The following is a 17092-nucleotide window of genomic DNA, read 5'->3' on the forward strand; positions in this document are numbered from 1 at the left end:
AATATAAAACGATTATTTTGTACCAAACAAACGGTCACCGGCATCGCCCAGGCCAGGCACGATATAACCATGTTCATTGAGATGGTCATCGATAGAAGCAGTCACGATAGGTACATCAGGATGGGCCGCATTCATGACCTTGATGCCTTCCGGGGCAGCCAGCAGGCAAACGAACTTGATCGTCGTCGCGCCACGCAGTTTCAGGCGGGAAATAGCGGCAGCGGCTGAGTTGCCAGTTGCCAGCATAGGATCAACCACGATCACCAGGCGGTCAGCGATATCTTCTGGCACTTTGAAGTAATACTCGACTGGTTCCAGTGTTTCCGGGTCACGGTACAGGCCGATATGGCCTACACGTGCGTTTGGCAGCAAATCCAGCATGCCATCCAGGATGCCATTGCCAGCGCGCAATACCGAGATTACGCACAGTTTTTTGCCGCTGATGGTTGGGGCATCAATGGTGGTGATCGGTGTCTCGATCTTGACCAGTTCAATCGGCAGGTCGCGGGTGACTTCATAGGCCAGCATCTGGCTGATTTCACGCAAGAGGCGGCGGAAATTATCCGTCGGTGTGTCCTTGCTGCGCATCAGCGTCAGTTTGTGTTGCACCAGTGGGTGTCTGATTTCGGTAACGAGTTCGTTCAAGGTAATTCTCCTGCAATGTTGAGTTGACCGCTATTTTACGTCCCAGCCAGCATTAAGGGAAACGGATAAATCAGGAATTGAGGTGTTTTTCCACTTCTGCTCCAGCCATCGTCAATTTTTTCTTGATTGATAATCCAGTATAAGAAGTTCCGGCATGGCAGGGCCCGCAATGACGGTGAACGACTATCAGATCAGGAGTGCAGAAATGGACAGCAATCAGGCGTTGTTAAATAAATTATCTCTGGGAGACTACTCCCTCGATCGCCATGGCGACCGCAAGGACAATTATTTGCCACCAGAAGAGGCAATTGAGTCCAATACCCGCATCGATGTGAAAGGTATTCGTGAAGCCATCGCACGGGTAGAGGCAGAAGCCAGAGCCACCGTAGCAGCAGAAACCAGATTCAAAGCCGAATCGCAAGCGAGAGCACTGGCTGAAACCAGAGCGCAGGCAGAAGCAGAATCCGCTGAATTGGCCCAACGCAAACTGGCATTGGAGCAAGAAGCTATCGCCGGCGCGCAGGCAAAACTGATGGCAGAACGCCAGTCACGCGCTGCAAGTGAAGCCAGAATAGCTGCCAACGCCGAAGAAACCAGGAATCTGCAAGAACGCGCACTGATAGAGTCACGGGCCCGTGAACAATCAGAACAGCGCGCCAAACTCGAACAACAAGCCATAGAAAAAGCCGAGCACCAGTTCAAGGCTGAGTCAGAATTGGCTTCTCAAGCCCATGCAGAAGCTGAAAAACTAGCAACGCAAACTGCCAATGCACGCAACTGGGCTGCAGAACGCTTTGCCGCATCACAATCTGCCCGCCAACAGGCAGAAGAGCGCGCCCGCGCTGATGCCCGTATCACTGAACTGGCACGCGAACGTGAAAAACGCGACCGCGAAGCCCGTGAAACGGCAGAAATGCTCGCCAAAGTCCGCAGCGAATCCCTGCAAATCAGTAAAGAGCGCGACCAGGCAGAAGCCATGGCGCTGGAGTATGCGATCAATCGCGCACCGGTAGAGTTGCGTGCCCGTGAAGATGCACTGGCGCGCGTTGCCTTGGAACAAGGTCAAGAGGCAATCGCCCAGGCCAGGATGGAGTCTGAAAGAAAAGCAGCAGAAGCCATACAGTTGCGCATGCAGTCGGAAGAAGACTTGCGCATTGCTGCCAACAAACGCGAACAGGCAGAAAAGATTGCTGCCGCGACTGCCCAAGCCCGTCGTGAAGCAGAGGACAAAATCCGCATGGTGACCGAGTCACGGATACGCGCAGAGCGCGAACTGCAATCAACTGCCATGACGCGCATAGAAAACGAACAGCAAGCTGACCTGCAAGCGCGGGCAAGACAAGCTGCTGAAGCCGCATTGGCAGAAGAAGCCCGCCAACGTCGTCTGGCTGACCAGGAAGCTGCAGACAATGCCCGCCAGCGTGTCGCCGAAGAGCAACGCGCTGCCAAGCTGGCCAAAGAGCGCCTGGAGATGGAAAAACAGGCAGTACAAGATGCTCGTGAAAAAGCCGATTCTGAACAACAAGCCCTGAGTGCCAGTGCCTTCCAGGCTGAATTGCTGAAACGCGCCAACCTGGCAGCCGCAGATAAAGCCAAAAAAGCCCAGGAATTGATGATGGCTGAAAAAATGCGCGCTGCAGCAGAGCAAAAAGCCGCCGCCGCATTGCAGGAGAAATTGACTGCTGAACGCAAAATGACGGAAGAAGCCGAAGCCCTGGCCAAGTCAGAGCAATCTCATGCCGAACTTTTGCGCATGCAAGAACAGGCAGAGCATGCCCGTCGCATAGCTCAGGAATCAGAATGTGTGGCAGAAAAACTGAGCCTGGAAAAAACCATGGAGCAGGTGGAATTGCAGCAAAAAATGGCCGCAGCCGCTGCCAGGAAAAACCAAGATGCCAGCGAACTTCTGCGCGTCCAACAGCAACGCACTAATGATGAGGTGAAAGCGATGGAACTTCAGGAAGAAAAACTACAGGCAGAACGTCGCCGTGCCAATGCAGTGCAACAAGTGCTGAAGGCAACCCAGGAAAAACTGCAACTCGAACAAGCCGCCCAGCAAGAAGCCGAAGCCAGGCTGCGTGCCGAAGAAGAGGCCAAGGCAATTGCAGCCGCAAGGGAACAAGCAGAACGCGAAGAAAGACTGGCGCTGGAAGCAACACTCGATGCTGAAAAAACTACTCTGGAACAAACAGAACTGCAAAAAGATGCTCAATGCAAGGCAGCCAAGGTCGCTTTGCTGATTAGCCATCAAGCCACAGAAATGGCGCGTGCAGAGCAAATGCATCTGGAAGCAGAAAAGCAAGCGGCAAGAGCTGCCCAGGAAAAGCTGGAAGCAGAAAAATCAGCTGCCGAGCAAGTCATCGCCCGCGCCCACGCTGACCGCGAACATACCGATGTCCTGAACGCTCGCCAGCAACAAGAGGCAGAAGCCCGTGCAGCACGTCAGGCCATGATCGCTGCAGAACAAATACGTCTGCAAAAAATGCAGGAACATGCTGATCTGCAAAAACAATCTGCGGTACTGGCGCAAACCAAGGCTATTGAAGCTGAAGAACTCGGCAAGACTTTGCGTTTGCGTGCAGAGTCCGAGCAAAAAGCCCTGAATCTGGTCCAGCAAAAACTGGAAGCAGAAAAACGCCTGACAGCAGAATTGCAAGCCAAGGCAGCTGTAGAGCAAGAGCAGCGCGACCAGCATCTGGCCCGTCTGCAATCTGAACAAGCTTTGCGTGTTGCCATGGAAAGCAAATTAGCAGAAGAGAAAAAACTGCTGGAACAAAACAATCAACAAGCCAAGGCGGAACAGCAAGCGGCAACCGCCGCCGCCGCCCGGGTAAAAGCTGCAACCCAGTTGGCGCAGCTTGAACAAGGAAAAGCGAAGTCCCAGCAACTGGCAGCCCAGGCGTTGGAAGAACAAGCCAGACTGGAAAAACAAAAGGCAGATGCGGCTGAACTGGAAGCAAAAGCCGTAGCTGAGAAGCTGGCAGCAGAAAAAATTGCCACAGAGGCCGCCACTGCCAGAGCAAAAGCAGAACAGCAACATGCACAAGCTGCAGCTGTCAGGGCTAGGGCAGAACAAGAAGCCAATGAGCTGACAGCTGCCAAGCTGCAAGCTGAACAAGCATTGCAAATCCAGGCACAAGCCTATGCCGCCAGCCAGCACAAAGCGCATGAACTGGTCGTTGAAAAGAACAAAAAAGTTGCTGAACTTGACGCTGTCTTGCAACAACGTCTGGCAGATGATCAAGCCTTGCTGGATACAACAGCAGCCAAATTGCAGGCAGAACAAGAAGCGTACGAAGACGTGCAAAGCCGTTTGTCCAGCGAAGCCGAAGCGCAGCGGTTCGCCGAAGCCCGCGCCCGCGCAGAAAAAATCATCCGCGCCGCAACTGACGCAACCCTCGCATCAGAAAAAGCCCTGTTCCAGGAGCTGGCTGCCCATGCTGATGCGCAAAGCCTGATGGCTGAATTGCTGGCCCAACGCTTGCAGCAAGAGCAGGCATTATTGGCTGCACAACAACAACGTGTCGCTGCTGAGCAAGCCGTATTGGATAGTCTGACAGCCAAGCAACAGGCAGAGCTGGCAGCTACCGCAGAAGCGCAAGCGCGCCTGTTGGCCGAACAAGCGCAACACAAATTGATTACTGAGCGCCAGGCTGCCGAAGCACAAGCACGAGAACTGGCAGAAAAATTCAATGAAACTGAAAAACAATGGCTGGCACAAGCCGCTCAAGAAGCACTGATCAAACGCCAGGCAGCTGTCGCGTTGGAAGAAAAAACAGCACTGTTGCTGGAATTGAGCCGCGCCAGCCAGGAAAAAATCGCTGTTGAACAGCAAATCAGTGCTGAGCTGAAAACCAAACTGGAACAGGAAGAATCTGCAGAAATCACCCTGCAAGCCAAACTGGCGATAGAACGTGAATTTGCCGAAGCGGCAAGCGAACGTGCCTATAAGGAGCAAGAAGCTCTGGAAGCCACATTGCGCCTGGCGAATGCTGAACAAGCATTGTTGGCCCGCTCTGCTGAACACGCAGAAGCCCAGCGTCTGGCGGCAGAAGCGACAGAAACCAGATTGCGCGAAGCTGAAGCCCTGACCATGACTGAAAACCAGCGCGCTACCACTGAACTTGAAGCACTGAGTTTGGTGCAGCAAAAATTGGCGGTTGAACAAAAAGCAGCACAAGAAGCAGAACAACGCAAACTGGCAGAGCAAGAATACCTGAGCCTGTGCGAAATTCGCGCCAATGCAGAGCAAGATGCCAATGTCGCCATCCAGGCAAGGTTGCAAAGCGAAAAAGAAGCAACTGAACTGGCAAATGCACTGGCAGTATCCGAGCAACAAGCCACTGAAGCAGCGCAGAGTCGTGCTGAGGAACTGTTCATCCTGCAGCAGGCAGAACAACAACGTGCAGAACTGGCTCAACGCGAAATCATCACCATTCAGCAACAAAAGCAGATGGAGATGGATAGCCTGCAAATGACGCAGGATGCTTTGCGCCTCATAGAAGAAAAAATGGAAGCCGAGCGTCTGGTTATTGCTGCGACAGAAGAGCGCGTGCGTTTGGAATCGGAACTGGCAGAACAAAGCAAGCAACGCGCAGAACAACTGCTGATCGCCAATGCGCTGGAGCAAGAAAAACTGGCGCTGGAGCGTGAGATCGCAGAAGCTACAGCTTTGCAAATAGCTGCTGATGAACAAGCGCTGCCAGAACTGCGCGCCAAATTATTGGAAGAAAGCCAGCTTGAAACCCTGGAAGCGCAAAGACTGGAAAAAGAACAAGCCCTGGCCGCAGCTATAGCCGCACGGGTTGAAGAAGAAAACACATTGCTGGCCCACGCCGAGCAAGCCTTGGCTGCAGAGACGGAATTGAAAGCCGAATTTGCATCGAAACTGCAAGTCGCTGAAGCACAAAGGTTGAAAAAAGAACAGGCTTTGGCTGCAAGCTTTGCAGTACGTGCAGAGAAAGAGAATGACTTGCTGGCTCAAGCTGAACAAGCTTTGGCAATAGAGGCAGTATTGCAAGCTGAGCTGACATCCAAACTGGAAGCTGCTGAAGCACAAAGACTGGAGAAAGAACAGGCGCTCAATGCAGCTATCGCCAAACGCATGGAAGAGCAAAGTGCCCTGCAAGCCAAACTCGAAGAGCAATTGTCTTTGGAAGCAGCGTTGCAAGAAGAACTGCAACAGCAATTGATCGCGGTGGAAGCACAAACCCAGCGAAAACAACGGGCACTGGCAGATGCCGCAGCAAAACGCATCGCTGACGAAAAAGCCTTGCAAGTACAACTAGAAAAACAAGCCGCTGACGAAGCAGAACTGCAAGCCATGTTGCAACAACGTACTGAGCAACAAGCTGCAGCCCAGGCATTCATTGAACAGGCATTATCGTCTGCCAGAGAATGGCAAGAACAAAACAGACTGCACATACAGCAACAGCAAGAAGAATTGCAAGCTGAGGCAGAAATGGCGAAACAAACGCTGGAAGCGGAGCATCAGGAAGCAGAACAACTGGCGCAAGCCCTGATCACCAAACTGCTCAGCAACAGGCAAACATCAGAAGAGTGGCGCCAACAGGTTGAACCAATGCTGGCAGCAGCACCGATCACTGTGGCTTATGATGCGACAGTTCAGCAAGATGAAGTACAAAAACGCTTCCGTCTGCGCCCATCTGTCATCGCCGGTTTGTTGCTGTGCGCTGGTATCGCAGGTTTTGCCGGTTTCAGCAATTTTGCTTTAAATGGTGCAACAGCTTCCCGCGCAGTGACGCAAAAGACAGCCGTGTTGGAACAGCTTGCGCCAGTCGAGAAAGTGAATGGCGGGTTGCACATGACTTATGAGTTGGCTGCTCCTGCAGATCAGGCACCCTCACAGGCGGACGAAGGTAGTAAGGTCACGACCACTCAACTGGCTTTGGCGGGTAGCCGCTAAGGAGAGGTAAAGTCTGGACAAAAAAGCCGCGCAATTTGCGCGGCTTTTTAACTATTGCATGCCAGTGGGCGATTAATGTGCGCAGGTAATTAACGCAACTAGCAACTAATGCAATTAACGCAATTCCAAAGTCAAAAATTCTACTCCCTGTGTCTTGGAAGACGCCATATTGAATTGCGACAGCGATCCCTGACCCAGCAGCGACTGGCAGGTTTTGCACACTGCGGCGGTAACTTTGCGCAATTCAAATGGACCAACTTTCATATTGTCGATCGTGACGACGCGGGCTTGTATGATCCGTCCATCCGCAGTCTGCATATTAGCGAGCGGTTTTACCACTTTGTAGGACACTTTGGAGTCGTTAAGCATATCGTCGCTGAGCGTGGTTTTGGTGGCGCCGGTATCAACCATAAAGGCTTCTATTTTGTTGTTGCCAAGCTTTACAGGAGCGTAAAAATGCTCTTTGGTCTTTGGCAGGCGCATGCTTTTCACTGTTGTGGTGGCAGCTTGTCCCTGGCGTTCCAATGAGGATTCAATGGCGATGCGCTGACCGTCAAAATAGTGTCCGTGCCCCTGTGCTTCCAGTGACGAATCGAATGAGGCAAGCAGGGCCAGAGCTTCAAATTCGCGCTTGCGCATGACGAGATATTTCGCAACGTCGCCACGCACGTTCACCAGACTGGGAACTATTGCCAGTGTTTTATAGCCCCAGTCTATGGCTTCTTCTATGCGACCAGTTTTCCCCAGACTTTCTGAATAAGCGGCGAACAGGTCATAGGCACCTTCACCCATGCTGATGGCTTTTTCAGCCTGAACGATACTCGCCTCCGGCTTGTCTGCCCAATGATAGGTGATTGCCAGACTGGCGATAGCTTTTGCGTCGGTGGGACGCATTTTGATGTATTGGTTCCAGTTTTTTTCTGCACAATCATAGCTGCGTACTTGCATGCACTTTACAGCGCCATCTTTATAGGCTGAAGGAGGATAGGTTTCTGCAAAGGCAGGTAAGCTGATTGCAATGCAGGTGACGAGCAGGGCTGAAATTTGGTTACGCATGAGTTTATTGGTCTTTAAGAGCCCTAAAAATTGCGGCAATTGTAACATTTAAACTTTTCTGTAACAGAGGGTTTTATTGATGTGCGTCAGGTTATTCGTCCAGGTAGTGCGGTCCAATTGCCGGATCAAAGTTATCTGCGAGCTTGATAGGGGCTAGAGGCTCAGGCTTCTTTCGCTTCCTGTAGTGCAATCACGATAACAAAACCGCCTTCAGCGTGATTGTAGATGCGTAATTTGCCACCATGGCTTTTGATGATGCGATCAACAATGGCCAAGCCCAGGCCGGAGCCATTGGCCTGGCTGCGCGAAGCATCACCACGGGTAAAGGGGCGCAGCAGGCGGACCAGGTCTTGTTCTGCCACGCCTAACCCATGATCACGGAAGCTGATTTGTATGCCCAGCTTTCTGTCCTTGTTTTTGCGTGAGCATTGCACGTCAAGTGTGATGACAGGAGAGCCTGGGGTTTTTCCGTAGCGGCAGGCATTTTCCACGATGTTGTTGAACAGGCGCCTGAGTTCAGTCAGATTTCCATTGACATATATATTTGGTTTGATGGCTGTGCGCAGGCGCAGGTTTTGAAAGCGGAAGGCCTCATCCATGACTTGCTGCATGACTTCACTGATGTTGATGCGCTCGAATTCGACTTTGTCCAGGGGCTTTGCGTAATCCAGGAACTGGCTGATGATGTCATCCATCTGCTGCAGATCGGATTGCATGCCAGTCCTGGCCTCATCACTGAGACTGGCCATTTCGACCTCCAGTTGCATGCGTGCCAGCGGGGTGCGCAAATCATGCGAAATACCGGCCAGAATGATGGAGCGGTCGGTTTCTATCCTGACCAGATCTTCCATCATGGTGTTGAAACTGACATTGGTTTCGCGAATTTCTTTCGGTCCTTTTTGTGGCAAGGGCGGTGGTTGTTTACCTTTGGCGACAGCGCGCGCCGCATTACTCAATCGAGATAAAGGGTCATTAATGAGCTTGGAGATGATGGCCGCACCCAGCAAGGTCAAAAAGAGGGTCAGGATAGCCCAGCTGAATAATTGCTGCCCTATCGGCGGGTCCAGGCGGTCTTGCTCCAATCTCAGCCAGTAATGATCATCTTCAATATCAAAGCTGATCCAGAAGCCGCTGATACCGTTGAGCTTGCTGGCAAACCGGGTGTTATTCCCCAGTCCGCGCAACATCAGGGGCCGGGACTCAAGAAAGAAGGGGGTGGCTTCTGGCTCTTCCACACGGTCAGTATCTTCCAGCAGGTAGATCTGCACACCTTCTTTGTTGGCAAGGTCTCTTAAGAGTTCGTGCCGCTTCTCTGGTGCAGAGTGGGTCAGGGCGGCGCGCGTGATGGTGACAATCGAGACGATTTGTGCCGCCATTTGCTGCGCCCGCGGTGCTGTTTCGAGGGTGCGAAAATTGGACATCCATGCCAGCATGCTGGCGGTGACAAGCACAGCCAGCATGAGGAAGGTGCGCCAGAACAGTCCGCTTTTTAGCCATTCCAGACTGTTGAGGTAGTCACGCATTCAAGATTTGTAAAAAAGACAATAAGGAGGGTGCAAGAGTATCCCGCTCTTAATGCGACTGCCCATCCGGGATGAATACATAACCCAGACCCCATACTGTTTGTATGTAAAGTGGATTGCTGGGATCAGGTTCTATCAGTTTGCGCAGACGTGAAATTTGTACGTCCAGGCTGCGGTCAAATACTTCATATTCGCGACCACGTGCCAGTTCCATGAGTTTTTCCCTGGACAGCGGCTGACGGGCATGGCGGGCAAAGACTTTCAATACCGAAAATTCACCCGTGGTAAGTGAAATATTGTCATCATTTTTTTTCAGCGTGCGGGTGCCGAGGTCAAGGACAAAGTCGCCAAAGGCAAAAGTCTGGGGGCCATCGGAAGGTGCACCTGGCAATTCGTCCGGAGCTTTTCGTCTCAACACGGCATTGATGCGGGCAACCAGTTCGCGTGGGCTGAATGGTTTAGGCAGGTAATCGTCTGCACCCATTTCGAGCCCAATGATGCGATCGACTTCTTCGCCTTTGGCGGTCAGCATGATGATGGGTGTTTTGTCGCCGGCACCGCGCAGGCGACGGCAGATGGCCAGGCCATCCTCGCCAGGAAGCATCAGATCCAGCACCAGCATGTCATAGCGTTCACGTATCCAGAGCTTGTTCATGGCCTGGGCATTTTCTGCACTAACTACTTGAAAACCTTGTTCTGTCAGGTAGCGGCGCAACAAATCGCGCAAACGCAGATCATCATCAACCACCAAGATTTTGGCCTTGGGGTTGCTGGAATTGTTATTTGTGGAGTCTGGGGTAGGGGGCGTAGTGTTCATGGGCTTAATAGTACTGTCATAGAGTGAGCTTGCAAACAAAATTAATATTCTGGATTACAAACTGTTACACACTTTACGGAATGGGACTGCGCAATTCATGTGGCTATCGTAAACTAAATTCATACAAATTGATGCTGGTAAGGTACAGCCATTTGCACTTAGAATTGCAATCCATTTATATGTTTTGCTTGCAAGACCATTCGTTTTCAAGTCGATGAATATACCGTACAAAAAAATTTCTGTCCTGCTGTTGTCGCTGATCGTGACTGCTGCGGCTATGGCGGATAGTAAAGGCAATGGTGGTTCGGCTCTGTGGGGACGATTTAATAACGGCAATGCTCAGCAAAAAAATGACGCAGCGCGCAAAGAAGAAAAACAGCACGAGCGGCAACTTAATAAACAGGCTGAAAAAAACAGCTTGCTTGAGCGCTGTAATGACGCACGCCATATAGGCGAGCACGCTTGTGGCAGTGCTGAGGATGGCAAAAAAGCTGGTCGCCTCACGCCAGAAGAAAAGCGCGCCCTGCGTCGCCAGATTCAGGATGTAGGGCACGAACTATACCGTCCTGCCCGCTAAATCTTCCCAGATTCTTTCCCAAATTCTCAACAAATATCAGCGCCTGTTTTGCTTCATTATTTTTTGTTGCTCGCGCTGCCAGTCTTTTTCTTTCTCAGTATCTCGCTTGTCATGCTGCTTTTTGCCCTTGGCAAGGCCGACCTGACATTTGATGCGCCCCTTGGTGAAGTGCAGGTTCAGCGGCACCATGGTGTAGCCAGAACGCTCCACTTTCCCTATCAATTTGCTGATTTCTGCAGCATTTAACAATAATTTACGTGTGCGTACAGAGTCAGGGTGAATGTGGGTAGATGCCGTCGGCAGGGCGCCAATATGCGCGCCGAACAGGAAGATTTCGCCATTTTTGACGATCACATAGGCTTCTTTCAACTGCGCACGGCCTGCGCGTATGGCTTTAACTTCCCAGCCTTGCAGGACGATGCCAGCTTCGTATTGTTCCTCGATAAAATAATCGTGGAATGCTTTTTTATTATCAGCGATGCTCATGTAGGATGAAAATTGGTCAAATTAGAGTATGGAAATGCACGAATGCATTTTGGTACTGCTTATGACTCGGTTAAAATGCGAACCTGTGATTCTACCAAATGGTTCTTCTTGATGGCAGTTGTACATAAAACAGTTTTCGTAGCTTACAGCACTGAGCAAATGTTTGCTCTGGTTGATGAAGTGGAAAATTATCCTCAATTTCTGCCATGGTGCGGCGAGGTAAGGGTGGCTGAGCGTACTGATGATGAACTGGTTGCCACGCTTTCCATTAATTATCATGGCTTGAAGCAGCATTTTACGACGCGTAACAGCAATAAACGCCCACATTCTATTGAAATGAGTCTGGTTGAGGGGCCATTCAAGCAATTGTCAGGTTGCTGGAAGTTTACTGAATTGCGTGTGGATGCCTGCAAAATTGAATTTGAACTTAACTATGAATTCTCCAGCAAATTGTTGGAGCATTTAATCGGCCCGGTTTTTTCCAAGATCGCCAATAGTTTTGTCGATTCTTTTTGTGCCCGTGCCGAGACATTATATGACTGAGCAAATCAGCATGACTGTTCAGGTCTGTTACGCCGGGCTGGACGAGACCAGCTTGCTGGATATTCAGGTACCAGTTAATGCCAACATTCTGCAAGTAATACAGCAAAGTGGCATTCTACAAATTCATCCTGAGATTGATGTCAACGTTCTCAAGGTCGGTGTTTTTGGTAAGCTCAAGGCGCTCGACAGCTGTTTGCACTCAGGGGACAGGATAGAAATCTACCGCCCCCTGGTCGCAGACCCCATGGAAGCTCGCAGGCGCAGGGCTAAAAAACAGGCGCTGACCTGATTTTTTGCTATTTGCAATCAGCCAGGGCTTTTTTTGCGGTATCCAACTCTTGTTGACGCTCAGCATCAGATAAAAAACTACGTTCGCCATTTTTGTCGGTGCGACTCAGACGAGCGCCAGAGTTCAGCGACTGTTGATAGTTGCGGGCTCTTTCGCAATTTTTTGCCTTGTCATCAGCAGCCGTTTTTTCTTGTTCGGCCTTCTTGTCTTTTTCAGCCTGTTCGGCACGGCGTTTGTTGAAGTCTTCGTTCTTGGTCGCCAGCGTAACAGGTTTTTCCAACTTGGGCGCAGCTTGACTGGCTGAGGCTGCTTTGTCATCTGCTGCAGGTGCCTGGGCAGCCTTGCCGCCACCTGGCGCTTTGAGGATTTTATCCTTGGGCACGGATTTCGGTGGTGGCAGGTCTGAAAACTGCTTATTACCTTTGTCATCAATCCACACATATTGCGCATGAGCGACGGCGCAGAATGCTAAAGACATTAAAAGTGCAGAGCCTAATCGTGATATTCGTAAGATAGACATAATTTTGCTTTCAAGAAAAACATGGGATTATGCAAGAGTTTTACACGGAGCAAGACGACTTCGCAAGTTTTCTGTATAATTCGGTTTTGCGCCTATAGGAAATACTATGCGTTTACTCCAAAAAGCACTCACGTTCGATGACGTGCTACTAGTCCCTGCATACTCGAACATACTCCCTAAAGATACTTCTCTTGCGACCAAACTGACTCGCAACATCAATCTGAACATACCTCTGGTATCAGCTGCGATGGATACAGTCACTGAAGCGCGCCTGGCAATTGCTATGGCTCAAGAAGGTGGTATCGGTATTATTCACAAAAACTTGACGGCAAAAGAGCAAGCCCGCGAAGTTGCCAAGGTCAAACGTTTTGAATCCGGGGTATTGCGTGATCCTATCACCATCCCACCCGGCATGAAAATCCGCGAAGTGATTGCCTTGTCTCAGCAACATGGCATCAGCGGCTTCCCTGTCGTAGAAGGCAAGACTGTTGTTGGTATTATCACCAACCGCGATTTGCGTTTCGAAGAAGAACTGGACGCAGAAGCCCGCGCCAAAATGACGCCACGCGAAAAACTTGTCTGTGTCAATGAAACAGCAGATCTGGCAGAAGCCAAGCGCCTGATGAACAAGCACCGCCTGGAGCGTGTGCTGGTTGTCAACGAAGCATTTGAGCTACGTGGCCTGATTACTGTCAAAGATATCCAAAAATCAACAGAGCATCCTTTTGCATCCAAAGATGATCAGGGCAAATTGCGCGTTGGCGCAGCTGTTGGTGTCGGTCCTGATAATGAAGAGCGTATAGACTTGCTGGCAAAAGCCGGTGTTGATGTCATCGTGGTCGATACTGCCCATGGTCATTCCAAAGGCGTGCTGGATCGTGTGCGCTGGGTGAAAACAAATTACCCGCATATTGAAGTCATCGGTGGCAATATCGCTACTGCAGCAGCAGCCCTGGCGCTGGTTGAGCATGGCGCAGATGCGGTCAAGGTTGGTATCGGCCCTGGCTCTATCTGTACTACCCGTATCGTCGCAGGTGTTGGTGTGCCGCAAATTACCGCAATTGCCAATGTGGCCAATGCGCTCAAGGGCACTGGTGTTCCTTGTATCGCTGACGGTGGCGTACGTTTTTCCGGTGATGTCTCCAAAGCTCTTGCTGCTGGCGCATCGACTGTCATGATGGGCAGCATGTTTGCTGGTACTGAAGAAGCGCCAGGTGAAGTGATCCTGTTCCAGGGCCGTAGCTATAAGTCTTATCGCGGCATGGGTAGCCTGGGTGCGATGGCTGATGGCTCTGCCGACCGCTATTTCCAGGACGCGGCCAATAATGCCGACAAGCTGGTGCCTGAAGGTATCGAAGGACGTGTTCCTTATAAAGGTAGCGTGCTTGCCATCCTGTATCAACTGGTAGGTGGTGTACGTTCTTCCATGGGCTATTGTGGTTGTGCGACGATAGATGATTTGCGTACCAAATCTGAATTCGTTGAAATCACTTCTGCAGGCATGCGTGAATCACATGTGCATGACGTGCAAATCACCAAAGAAGCGCCAAATTACCGTGCTGACTAATGTTTGAAATGCGCTTGAGAAGCATGTCCCGAATTGAGGATGCCTGGAGAGTGGAATGTCAACGAACCTAGATCGTTCCGGGCCATCGACAACAACACCTGTCAGTTCGGGTTTTGAGCGCATGGTGTCTGAACGGATGGAACTGCGCCTGGGCCGCTTTGAACGACTTGGCATCAAGTTGTTTGGGGTGGCCAACTGCCTGGTCAGTTTTGGCGCACTGGTGCCAAGGTTTGACCATCTGGTGCATTCCATTACCAATATGGAAGCCGAGTTTTGCGATTCGGTTACACCTGTTGATGAAATCCTGGTCATACCTGACCTGCGCCTGCATGAGCATCTGGGTAAACACCCCATGGTGGCAGGCCCACCGTCAATACGTTTCTTTGCTTCTCATCCCATTTTTGATCATGGCAACCAGTTAATTGGTAGCGTCATCCTGATCGACTATCAAACCCGTGACCTCAATGATGAAGAAAGGCAATCATTTGCTGATCTTTCTTCCATGGTTGAACGTGAAATGGCTTTTAGTGCCCTGTATCAGGCGCAACTAGAAATCATCAAGCAAAACCGCAATCTCAAGCGTGATTCACTGATAGACCCTTTGCTGGGTACCTGGAACAAATCTGCCATCATCCGTTCATTAAAGCTGGAAATGGAGCGCTGCTCCAAGGCCATGAAACCTTTGGCCCTGCTGATTGCCAGCGTTGATCAGATGGAGCATTTGCGTGATCTGCATGGTATCGCCATCACCGACATGATACTGGTCAAGACCGTCAGCCGTATTCGCTCTTGTGTGCGCCCATTTGACGCATTGGGCCGTTTTGGCACTGACTTGCTGCTGGTGGTGTTGCCTGGTGCATCCCATTTGGTGGTCACCGCAGTAGGGGAGCGCATACGTGCTTCCGTACTCATGCATCCTGAAAAAATGAATGATGTGAACACAGCATTGACGATCAGTGCCGGTACCGCATCAACTGACATCTTTCCTGATGCCGAACCAGAAACTTTAATTAGCCTCGCAGAAAAAGCCCTGCTTTCCGCCAGAAATGCAGGAAACAATTGTGTTGTCCAGGCTACGCCTGCACAACCTGACATGATAATTTGATTTATGCACTCAAAAATTCTTATCCTCGATTTTGGTTCCCAGGTCACGCAACTGATCGCTCGCCGCGTCCGTGATGCAGGTGTTTTTTCTGAAGTTCATCCGTATGACGTTAGTGATGAGTTCATTAAAAACTATGGTGCGGCTGGCATTATCTTGTCTGGTGGTCCAAACAGCGTGACAGAGGGCGACACTCCTCGTGCACCTATGGCCGTATTTGAAGCGGGTGTGCCAGTGCTGGGCATTTGCTACGGCATGCAAACCATGGCAGAGCAGCTTGGTGGCAAGGTTGAAAATGGCCTGGTCCGTGAATTTGGTTATGCCGAAGTCCGTGCACGTGGCCATACAGCGCTGTTCAAGGACATCAATGACTTTGTCACGCCAGAAGGCCATGGCATGCTCAAGGTATGGATGAGTCATGGCGACAAGGTCAATGAAATGCCGCCAGGCTTCAAACTGATGGCATCTACCGACAATTGCCCTATCGCTGCCATGGCAGATGAAGAGCGCCGCTTTTATGCCGTACAATTCCACCCGGAAGTTACACATACCCTGAAGGGCGAGGCCATCATCAGCCGCTTCGTGCATGAAATTTGCGGCTGCCAATCTGACTGGAACATGCCTGATTACATCTCCGAAGCTGTTGCGTCGATTCGCGCCCAGGTCGGTGATGATGAAGTCATCCTTGGTTTGTCAGGCGGTGTCGATAGCAGTGTAGCTGCTGCATTGATACACCGCGCTATTGGCGACAAGCTGACTTGCGTATTCGTCGATCACGGCCTGCTGCGTCTTGATGAAGGCAAGATGGTAATGGAAATGTTTGCCAACAATCTGGGTGTCAAAGTCATCCATGTTGATGCAACTGCCCAATTCATGGGGCACCTGGCCGGCGTCACTGATCCGGAAGCCAAGCGCAAGATCATAGGCCGCGAATTTGTTGAAGTCTTCCAGGTGGAATCCGGCAAGTTGAGTAATGCAAAATGGCTGGCGCAGGGCACAATCTACCCTGACGTCATTGAAAGTGCAGGCAAGGGTAAAAAAGGCTCACACACTATCAAGAGCCATCACAATGTAGGTGGCCTGCCAGATACCCTTAACTTGAAATTGCTTGAACCATTGCGCGAATTATTCAAGGATGAAGTACGCAAACTGGGCGTAGCTCTCGGCCTGCCGCATAGCATGGTCTATCGCCATCCTTTCCCTGGCCCTGGCCTGGGCGTGCGCATACTTGGTGAAGTAAAAAAAGAATTCGCCGATCTGCTGCGCCGTGCCGATGCCATCTTTATCGAAGAATTGCGCAACACCCTGGTTGATCCAGCCGCAGAAAAACCGCAAAGCTGGTATGACGCAACGAGTCAGGCTTTCGCCGTATTCTTGCCAGTCAAATCCGTTGGTGTTATGGGCGATGGCCGCACTTACGAATATGTGGTTGCCTTACGCGCCGTACAAACCCAGGACTTCATGACTGCCCACTGGGCACACTTGCCGCATGAACTGCTGGGTAAAGTGTCGAATCGTATCATCAATGAAGTGCGCGGTATCAACCGCGTAGTCTATGACATCTCAGGCAAGCCTCCTGCGACGATAGAGTGGGAGTGATTTAGATCTGGCAACATCAGGCAACTGAAAGCACGAAATACCCTGGAAGCCCGCGTCATTGCGGGCTTTTTTGTATTTTTGATCTGGCAATGACTGGCAATTAAAAGCACGGTCAAGCAATTATTTTTGATGACATTAAAAACGACGTTCCCAATGCTCACCGATGCCAAGCTACGTAATCTCAAGCCGCAGGAAAAAATTAATAAAGTGAATGATCGTAGTGGGCTATATGTAGCCGTCACGCCTGCAGGTTCTATTTCATTTCGCTGCAACTACACGATCAACGGCGGCAGGAAACTGTCACTTTTGGGCGGTACGGTAATGGAGGAATAACCGAAATTGAACACTGGATCGGAACTAAAAAAATTCTGGAGACAGACCAATGAGACCAGGCATTCTGCAGCGTGAAACGTGACTTTGGTCAAACGAGATTTGCACCGCA

General features: G+C 50.8%; 13 protein-coding genes and 1 pseudogene. 8 read left to right on the plus strand and 6 right to left on the minus strand.

The genetic code is table 11. From position 1 onward, the window contains the following. Positions 1-12 precede the first annotated feature (12 nt). Positions 13-645: a uracil phosphoribosyltransferase gene (gene upp / locus ACO0LN_RS01860; RefSeq protein ID WP_162059120.1), complete on the minus strand. Its 633-nt coding sequence runs from the start codon at positions 643-645 to the stop codon at positions 13-15. Between the two features lie 154 nt (positions 646-799). Between upp and ACO0LN_RS01865 the strand changes: the two genes are divergently transcribed. Continuing rightward, on the plus strand, positions 800-6571 hold the full coding sequence (locus ACO0LN_RS01865) for a hypothetical protein (RefSeq protein ID WP_422970688.1): 5772 nt from the start codon (positions 800-802) through the stop codon (positions 6569-6571). Between the two features lie 114 nt (positions 6572-6685). Here the strand turns inward: ACO0LN_RS01865 and ACO0LN_RS01870 are convergent, their stop codons facing one another. The 3 genes from ACO0LN_RS01870 to ompR form a co-directional block, all read right to left on the minus strand. After that, positions 6686-7627 (minus strand): retroviral-like aspartic protease family protein, encoded by a 942-nt coding sequence (locus ACO0LN_RS01870; protein ID WP_422970689.1) that lies wholly within the window; start codon positions 7625-7627, stop codon positions 6686-6688. Between the two features lie 161 nt (positions 7628-7788). Further along, the gene (locus ACO0LN_RS01875) at positions 7789-9150 is read right to left on the minus strand and encodes an ATP-binding protein (RefSeq protein ID WP_422970690.1); all 1362 of its coding nucleotides are present in this window, start codon (positions 9148-9150) and stop codon (positions 7789-7791) included. 49 nt (positions 9151-9199) lie between these two features. Continuing rightward, a complete protein-coding gene (gene ompR, locus ACO0LN_RS01880) occupies positions 9200-9967 on the minus strand; it encodes a two-component system response regulator OmpR (RefSeq protein WP_162059116.1) in 768 nt (255 codons plus the stop codon). 214 nt (positions 9968-10181) lie between these two features. Here ompR and ACO0LN_RS01885 point away from each other — a divergent pair, with 214 nt between their 5' ends. Beyond that, positions 10182-10544, plus strand: coding sequence for a hypothetical protein (locus tag ACO0LN_RS01885; protein WP_422970691.1), 363 nt, complete (start codon positions 10182-10184; stop codon positions 10542-10544). A 36-nt stretch (positions 10545-10580) separates the two neighbouring features. Here the strand turns inward: ACO0LN_RS01885 and smpB are convergent, their stop codons facing one another. Then, complete coding sequence (gene smpB, locus ACO0LN_RS01890) at positions 10581-11030, minus strand: SsrA-binding protein SmpB (protein WP_162059114.1); 450 nt, start codon at positions 11028-11030, stop codon at positions 10581-10583. 111 nt (positions 11031-11141) lie between these two features. On the opposite strand from smpB, the gene ACO0LN_RS01895 reads away from it, so the two are divergent. Both ACO0LN_RS01895 and ACO0LN_RS01900 read left to right on the plus strand, forming a co-directional pair. Continuing rightward, the gene (locus tag ACO0LN_RS01895) at positions 11142-11573 is read left to right on the plus strand and encodes a type II toxin-antitoxin system RatA family toxin (protein ID WP_422970772.1); all 432 of its coding nucleotides are present in this window, start codon (positions 11142-11144) and stop codon (positions 11571-11573) included. A gap of 10 nt (positions 11574-11583) precedes the next feature. Then, positions 11584-11862 carry an RnfH family protein gene (locus ACO0LN_RS01900; RefSeq protein WP_422970692.1) on the plus strand — a complete coding sequence of 93 codons (279 nt, stop codon included), beginning with the start codon at positions 11584-11586 and terminating at the stop codon, positions 11860-11862. A 7-nt stretch (positions 11863-11869) separates the two neighbouring features. On the opposite strand, the gene ACO0LN_RS01905 is transcribed toward ACO0LN_RS01900, so the two are convergent. Next, the gene (locus ACO0LN_RS01905; protein ID WP_422970693.1) at positions 11870-12340 is read right to left on the minus strand and encodes a DUF4124 domain-containing protein; all 471 of its coding nucleotides are present in this window, start codon (positions 12338-12340) and stop codon (positions 11870-11872) included. A gap of 148 nt (positions 12341-12488) precedes the next feature. Here ACO0LN_RS01905 and guaB point away from each other — a divergent pair, with 148 nt between their 5' ends. The 4 genes and pseudogenes from guaB to ACO0LN_RS01925 form a co-directional block, all read left to right on the plus strand. Next, entirely contained in the window at positions 12489-13949 is a 1461-nt protein-coding gene (guaB, locus tag ACO0LN_RS01910) for an IMP dehydrogenase (RefSeq protein ID WP_422970694.1), read from the plus strand. Between the two features lie 55 nt (positions 13950-14004). Further along, on the plus strand, positions 14005-15054 hold the full coding sequence (locus tag ACO0LN_RS01915) for a GGDEF domain-containing protein (RefSeq protein ID WP_422970695.1): 1050 nt from the start codon (positions 14005-14007) through the stop codon (positions 15052-15054). A gap of 3 nt (positions 15055-15057) precedes the next feature. Next, complete coding sequence (gene guaA, locus ACO0LN_RS01920) at positions 15058-16650, plus strand: glutamine-hydrolyzing GMP synthase (protein ID WP_422952671.1); 1593 nt, start codon at positions 15058-15060, stop codon at positions 16648-16650. Positions 16651-16803: 153 nt separating this feature from the next. After that, positions 16804-16994 (plus strand): annotated as a pseudogene (locus ACO0LN_RS01925) (Arm DNA-binding domain-containing protein); the annotation flags it as partial. Between the last annotated feature and the right edge of the window lie 98 nt (positions 16995-17092).

It is taken from the genome of Undibacterium sp. TC9W, assembly GCF_049339865.1.
Classification (GTDB): Bacteria; Pseudomonadota; Gammaproteobacteria; order Burkholderiales; family Burkholderiaceae_D; genus Undibacterium.

Excerpts from the sequence above, each read along its gene's own strand:
- guaA (WP_422952671.1), top strand. The coding sequence starts at position 15,058 with ATGCACTCAAAAATTCTTATCCTCGATTTTGGTTCCCAGGTCACGCAA.
- guaB (WP_422970694.1), top strand. The coding sequence starts at position 12,489 with ATGCGTTTACTCCAAAAAGCACTCACGTTCGATGACGTGCTACTAGTC.
- ACO0LN_RS01875 (WP_422970690.1), bottom strand. The coding sequence starts at position 9,150 with ATGCGTGACTACCTCAACAGTCTGGAATGGCTAAAAAGCGGACTGTTC.
- ACO0LN_RS01915 (WP_422970695.1), top strand. The coding sequence starts at position 14,005 with ATGTCAACGAACCTAGATCGTTCCGGGCCATCGACAACAACACCTGTC.
- ACO0LN_RS01885 (WP_422970691.1), top strand. The coding sequence starts at position 10,182 with ATGAATATACCGTACAAAAAAATTTCTGTCCTGCTGTTGTCGCTGATC.
- ACO0LN_RS01900 (WP_422970692.1), top strand. The coding sequence starts at position 11,584 with ATGACTGTTCAGGTCTGTTACGCCGGGCTGGACGAGACCAGCTTGCTG.
- ACO0LN_RS01895 (WP_422970772.1), top strand. The coding sequence starts at position 11,142 with ATGGCAGTTGTACATAAAACAGTTTTCGTAGCTTACAGCACTGAGCAA.
- ompR (WP_162059116.1), bottom strand. The coding sequence starts at position 9,967 with ATGAACACTACGCCCCCTACCCCAGACTCCACAAATAACAATTCCAGC.
- ACO0LN_RS01905 (WP_422970693.1), bottom strand. The coding sequence starts at position 12,340 with ATGTCTTTAGCATTCTGCGCCGTCGCTCATGCGCAATATGTGTGGATT.
- smpB (WP_162059114.1), bottom strand. The coding sequence starts at position 11,030 with ATGAGCATCGCTGATAATAAAAAAGCATTCCACGATTATTTTATCGAG.
- ACO0LN_RS01865 (WP_422970688.1), top strand. The coding sequence starts at position 800 with ATGGCAGGGCCCGCAATGACGGTGAACGACTATCAGATCAGGAGTGCA.
- ACO0LN_RS01870 (WP_422970689.1), bottom strand. The coding sequence starts at position 7,627 with ATGCGTAACCAAATTTCAGCCCTGCTCGTCACCTGCATTGCAATCAGC.